The organism is Chamaesiphon sp. OTE_8_metabat_110, assembly GCF_031382685.1.
Taxonomy (GTDB): Bacteria; Cyanobacteriota; Cyanobacteriia; order Cyanobacteriales; family Chamaesiphonaceae; genus Chamaesiphon.
The window spans coordinates 1-4,818 of the sequence record NZ_JANMZA010000024.1; the positions used below are offsets into that span (position 1 = coordinate 1).

The 4,818-nt window shown below is 46.8% G+C and carries 5 protein-coding genes; 4 read left to right on the plus strand and 1 reads right to left on the minus strand.

Going from position 1 to position 4,818, the window contains the following annotated elements; translation table 11 throughout:
* Positions 1-326, plus strand: a 326-nt coding sequence (locus RMO52_RS00850) for a response regulator transcription factor (RefSeq protein WP_310410136.1), incomplete at its 5' end; no start/stop codon positions are given.
* Positions 327-339: 13 nt separating this feature from the next.
* Here RMO52_RS00850 and RMO52_RS00855 read toward each other — a convergent pair.
* Positions 340-903 (minus strand): Uma2 family endonuclease, encoded by a 564-nt coding sequence (locus RMO52_RS00855; protein ID WP_310410138.1) that lies wholly within the window; start codon positions 901-903, stop codon positions 340-342.
* Positions 904-1,106: 203 nt separating this feature from the next.
* Here RMO52_RS00855 and RMO52_RS00860 point away from each other — a divergent pair, with 203 nt between their 5' ends.
* From RMO52_RS00860 to RMO52_RS00870, 3 genes are all read left to right on the plus strand, one after another.
* Positions 1,107-2,492, plus strand: coding sequence for a cation:proton antiporter (locus RMO52_RS00860; protein WP_310410140.1), 1,386 nt, complete (start codon positions 1,107-1,109; stop codon positions 2,490-2,492).
* 126 nt (positions 2,493-2,618) lie between these two features.
* Positions 2,619-3,953 (plus strand): TrkH family potassium uptake protein, encoded by a 1,335-nt coding sequence (locus RMO52_RS00865; RefSeq protein WP_309742986.1) that lies wholly within the window; start codon positions 2,619-2,621, stop codon positions 3,951-3,953.
* A gap of 153 nt (positions 3,954-4,106) precedes the next feature.
* Positions 4,107-4,817 (plus strand): TrkA family potassium uptake protein, encoded by a 711-nt coding sequence (locus tag RMO52_RS00870; RefSeq protein ID WP_310410143.1) that lies wholly within the window; start codon positions 4,107-4,109, stop codon positions 4,815-4,817.
* The last annotated feature ends 1 nt before the right edge of the window (position 4,818 follow it).

Here is a 4,818-nt window from a genome sequence, read left to right on the forward strand (position 1 = left end):
CCGCCGAAACGATAGTTTTAGCCATGCGATCGGTTATTGCTGGTGCGTCTTGGTGGGATGCCACCGCCACCGCTGAAATTCATACGCTGTTTCAAAATAATCCCACTGACGTGGCGACTCTAGCTGTCGAACCTCTCACTAAACGCGAACGCGACATCCTCAATCTGATTGCGACTATTAAAACCGATCGCGAAATCGCCGAAATCTTGTACATTACGCCTGGTACCGTCCGCGTCCACGTCCACACGATTTTGCACAAATTAGGGGCAACCGATCGCAAACAAGCCGTCTCGATCGCGACTCACAACAAGCTCCTCGATCTCTAGTTTACTTGCACTGCTAATCCGCTAACCAACCAAATAATTCACCGACCGTTAATTTAAATGCTGCTGCGAATTCCGGAACGGGTAATAAATTATCTTTTTCTTCAAACACTGCCAGCGTGCGATCTTCAAAGTAAACGAATATCAGTTCTTCTTCTGGATCGATTAACCAGCCCATCTTAGTGCCATTGCTAAGACAATGTAGAATATTACGAATGACTTTTGTCTGGCTCTGTTCTGGCGAGAGAATCTCAATCGTCCAGTCAGGTGCGATCTCGAATACATTCGCAATTTTGCCATCATCATCGCGAGGAATGCGATCCCATGCGAACACAGTCACGTCAGGGATGGTCGAACGTCCGCCGAACGTACATCGTAATTCTGGATAGGCGCGGGCAATCCGTTCGGGCTTGAGTGCTGCCTCAATTGCGTTACACAGGTCGCGCTGGATGGTGCTATGCTTTCCTTGTGGCATGGGCTTTTGGATGATTTGCCCATCGACAAATTCACTAGCAGGCTCAGTTTCTGGCAGCTTAAGAAAAGCTGCGAGTGAGATCGGCTTAATTGGTGTTTGAACCATTGTCGGAAATGACGATCGGTCACTAATATTATAAGAATTTTATCAAGCCTAACAAGTATGCGGCGCGGTTGAACCGCGCCGCAGAAAGCTTTTTTTACTGGTAACTAGTCGTACGCATCCATTCATCCTCTAAGCTGGTAATGTTACATACATAGCGATTCGGTTGTTTTGTCTATCCCTCTGCGTTTTTATTACAACAAACCATGTTTTTGAACGACACCTTGACTTTATGGAGTGCTGCCAGCGCACCGCCACTATTGGCGACAGTAGCAGCAGAATACTCGCCGATTATTCTGTCTGGAGTCTTACTAACTCTAGTGACGATCTTTATCGCCAGTAAAATTGGATCGGAAGTAGCCAATCGACTAGATTTTCCGCCAGTGCTAGGGGAATTGGTAGCAGGTGTAGTTGTGGGCGTTTCGGCTCTACATCTGGTAATTTTTCCGGAAGGTGGCTTAGTAGCGGCGGATTCTCTGTTGATGACGGCACTGCAAGCTCTCAATCACCTGTCGCCGGAGGGGATCGAAACCGTATTCGAGTCTCAGAGCGAAGTTCTCTCTGTGCTGGCAGAACTCGGCGTAATTATCCTCCTGTTTGAAATCGGGCTGGAGTCTGACTTGCGCCAACTCAAAGCGGTCGGAATTCAAGCGGTTGTAGTTGCCTGTGTGGGAGTAGCTGTACCCTTTGCTGCTGGAACGATTGGGTTGATGCTCTTGTTTCATGTGGCGGCAATTCCCGCAATTTTTGCTGGGGCAGCATTGACGGCAACGAGTATCGGGATTACGTCAAAGGTGTTGTCGGAGCTGGGGCAGTTAAAGTCTAAGGAAGGTCAAATCATTGTCGGTGCGGCGGTAATTGATGATGTGCTGGGGATTATTGTGCTGGCTGTGGTTGCCAGTCTTGCCAAAACTGGTGAGATTGATGTTACTAATTTGATTTATTTAATCGTCAGTGCCACCGTATTTCTAATCGGTTCAATTTTGTTGGGCGGTTTTTTCAATCAAACATTTACATCGATCGTCGAGAAGCTCGAAACTCGCGGCAACATTATTATTCCCGCATTTATTTTTGCCTTTTTCATGGCATTTTTGGGCAATGCCATCCATCTAGAAGCAATTTTGGGCGCGTTTGCTGCCGGGTTGGTGTTAGATGAAAGTGATGCACGAGATGAGTTAGATAAACTGATTAAACCGATCGCCGATTTGCTCGTGCCGATCTTTTTTGTGACTGTTGGTGCAAGGGCGGACTTGGGAGTTTTGAACCCGACCGTACCGGAAAATCGTGCAGGATTATTAATTGCCGTCTTTTTAGTCGTGGTGGCAGTAATCGGTAAATTGGTGACTGGTTGGGCGGTATTTGGTATTCCTGGCATTAACCGTTGGGCGGTCGGCGTGGGGATGATTCCCCGTGGTGAAGTGGGCTTGGTATTTGCCGGGATCGGTGCGGCGAGTGGTATTTTGGATAAACCGTTACAGGTGTCGATTATTATCATGGTGATTTTGACAACTTTTGTCGCTCCACCATTTCTCCGTGTCGCCTTTGGTGAAACTGTCGAAACCGATGCTCCGGTTGAATCGACTAGCGAGTAATCCGCTTTAACTGTAAGATATGTTTGCGATCGAACAACGCACCTGACGATCGCTAACCAGCAAAAAATCATTTAATAATTAATAATCGATAATTATTAATTATTAAATATTAATTAATTAATTCAAATGACAGTTTCTCGTACTATTTGCCTGGGGTTCCTTGCCGTCATATTGACTGGCGCAATGCTGCTGATGCTGCCGCTCTCGACGACGAGCGGGCAGTGGAATGACCCGATCGTGTCATTGTTTACCTCTACCTCTGCCGTCTGCGTCACAGGGCATGTAGTCGTCGATACCGCCACTCATTTTTCCCGATTTGGACAGTTGGTAATTATGCTGCTCATCCAGATCGGCGGTTTGGGCTATATGACAGTGACAACTTTTCTACTGCTGTTGCTAGGCAGGAGATTTGGGCTAAAGGACAAAGTTGCCATTCAACAATCACTCGATCGCCGCGCGCTTCAAGGTAGTACGCAAGTTCTGCAATCAATTGTTGCCACAACGCTGCTGTTTGAGTTAACGGGAGCTTTTTTACTGCTGCTGGTATTTGTCCCCGATCTCGGTTGGGCAAAGGGGCTGTGGTTTGCCGTCTTCCATAGCGTCAGTGCTTGGAACAATGCTGGCTTTGGCTTGTTTTCCGATAATTTGGTGGGATATCGAGGTTCCCTGTTAGTCAACGCGGTAATTACCGGATTGATTATTTTTGGGGGGATTGGTTATGAGGTGATTTTGGAGTTGTATGTGATGCTGCAAGAGCGGCTGCGGCGGCAAAAAATGAAGACGGCGCGCACGTTGAATTTTCGGGTAGCTGTAAGTACAACCCTATTTTTACTAATTGGTGGTACTTTGGTGATTTGGGCGATCGAGACTAGAAATTCCCAAACATTAGGATCGCTGAGTATTTCCGAGCAGCTACTCGCCGCATGGTTTCAAGCTGTCACTGCCCGCACTGCTGGCTTTAATACAATCGACCAATCCAAACTAACGATCGCGGGGATGTTTGTGACGGTTGCGCTGATGTTCGTTGGGGGTAGTCCGGGCGGCACGGCTGGCGGGATTAAAACCAGTACCGCACGGGTGATCGCAAGCTGCACTTATGCGATTTTGCAAGGGAAAGAGTCGGTGATTCTCTATCGCCGTCAGGTGCCAAATACACTTCTGCTCAAGGCGATTGCGGTCTCTTTTGGCTCGATGGTGACAGTCCTTTGTGGGACGATTGCCATTTCAATCGCCGAGCCAAAGCTCAACTTTATCACTATCTTGTTTGAAGTAGTTTCTGCCTTCGCCACCGTCGGACTCTCGACCGGGATTACCGCAGGGCTGACATCTTTTAGTAAACTAGTGTTGATCGCGACCATGTACATCGGACGGGTCGGAATTTTGTTACTGATTTCCTCTATATTAGGCGATCCTCAACCTAGTACTGTCAGTTATCCAGAAGAATCCCTATTAGTTGGGTAAAAAAATAAGCAATTAAGCGATAAGTAAGTAGGTCGGCACAATTATTTCAACTACTAGAATCATCTGAAACCCTGATGGTGGGCAGTGCCCACCCTACAATGTATCTGAAATCTTATCTATTCACTTTCCCCTTTCCCCTTTCCCCTCAAAATTATGTCTAATTCAACAGAACGTCCTGCTTTCAGCTTTTTTCGTAACTTAAGACCCAACAAAGCTCGCCAATTTGCCGTAATTGGTTTAGGTAGATTTGGACGAGCGGTATGCGAAACGCTACACCAGTCGGGTTATGAGGTATTGGGTACAGATGTTAATGAAAGCCGAGTTGCTGATATTTTAGCTGCCGGAATTTCTGCCCACGCCGTAGTCTTAGATTCTACTAATCCGCTAGCACTTAAGGAGGCGGGCATCTTTGAGTTTGATACTGTAATTGTGGCGATCGGTAACTACTTACAAGAAAGTATTATTACCACCCTCAATCTCAAAGAAGCTGGTGTCGCTTATGTAATCGCGAAAGCTTCTTCAGATGTTCATGCTAAACTGCTTCAAAAAGTTGGAGCCGATCGAGTAGTGCTACCAGAATATGAAGCAGGTTGCAATTTAGCGCAGACACTGACTAAGCCCGGAATTTTAGATCGCTTCGATTTAGATCCCGAACATAGTATTGTCGAACTCAAAGTGCCAGAGTCTTTTTACGGCAAAACCATCCTGGAACTCAGGCTGCGGAGCGATTATGGACTCAATGTTTTAGCGATCGGTCAATCTCAAAGTTTTGATATTAACCCCAAACCTGATCGACGGCTCTGTCAAGAAGATGTGCTAGTGGTGATCGGGAATAAATCGGATCTCGACAGGTTGCCGCTGTGAG

Excerpts from the sequence above, each read along its gene's own strand:
- RMO52_RS00855 (WP_310410138.1), bottom strand. The coding sequence starts at position 903 with ATGGTTCAAACACCAATTAAGCCGATCTCACTCGCAGCTTTTCTTAAG.
- RMO52_RS00860 (WP_310410140.1), top strand. The coding sequence starts at position 1,107 with ATGTTTTTGAACGACACCTTGACTTTATGGAGTGCTGCCAGCGCACCG.
- RMO52_RS00865 (WP_309742986.1), top strand. The coding sequence starts at position 2,619 with ATGACAGTTTCTCGTACTATTTGCCTGGGGTTCCTTGCCGTCATATTG.
- RMO52_RS00870 (WP_310410143.1), top strand. The coding sequence starts at position 4,107 with ATGTCTAATTCAACAGAACGTCCTGCTTTCAGCTTTTTTCGTAACTTA.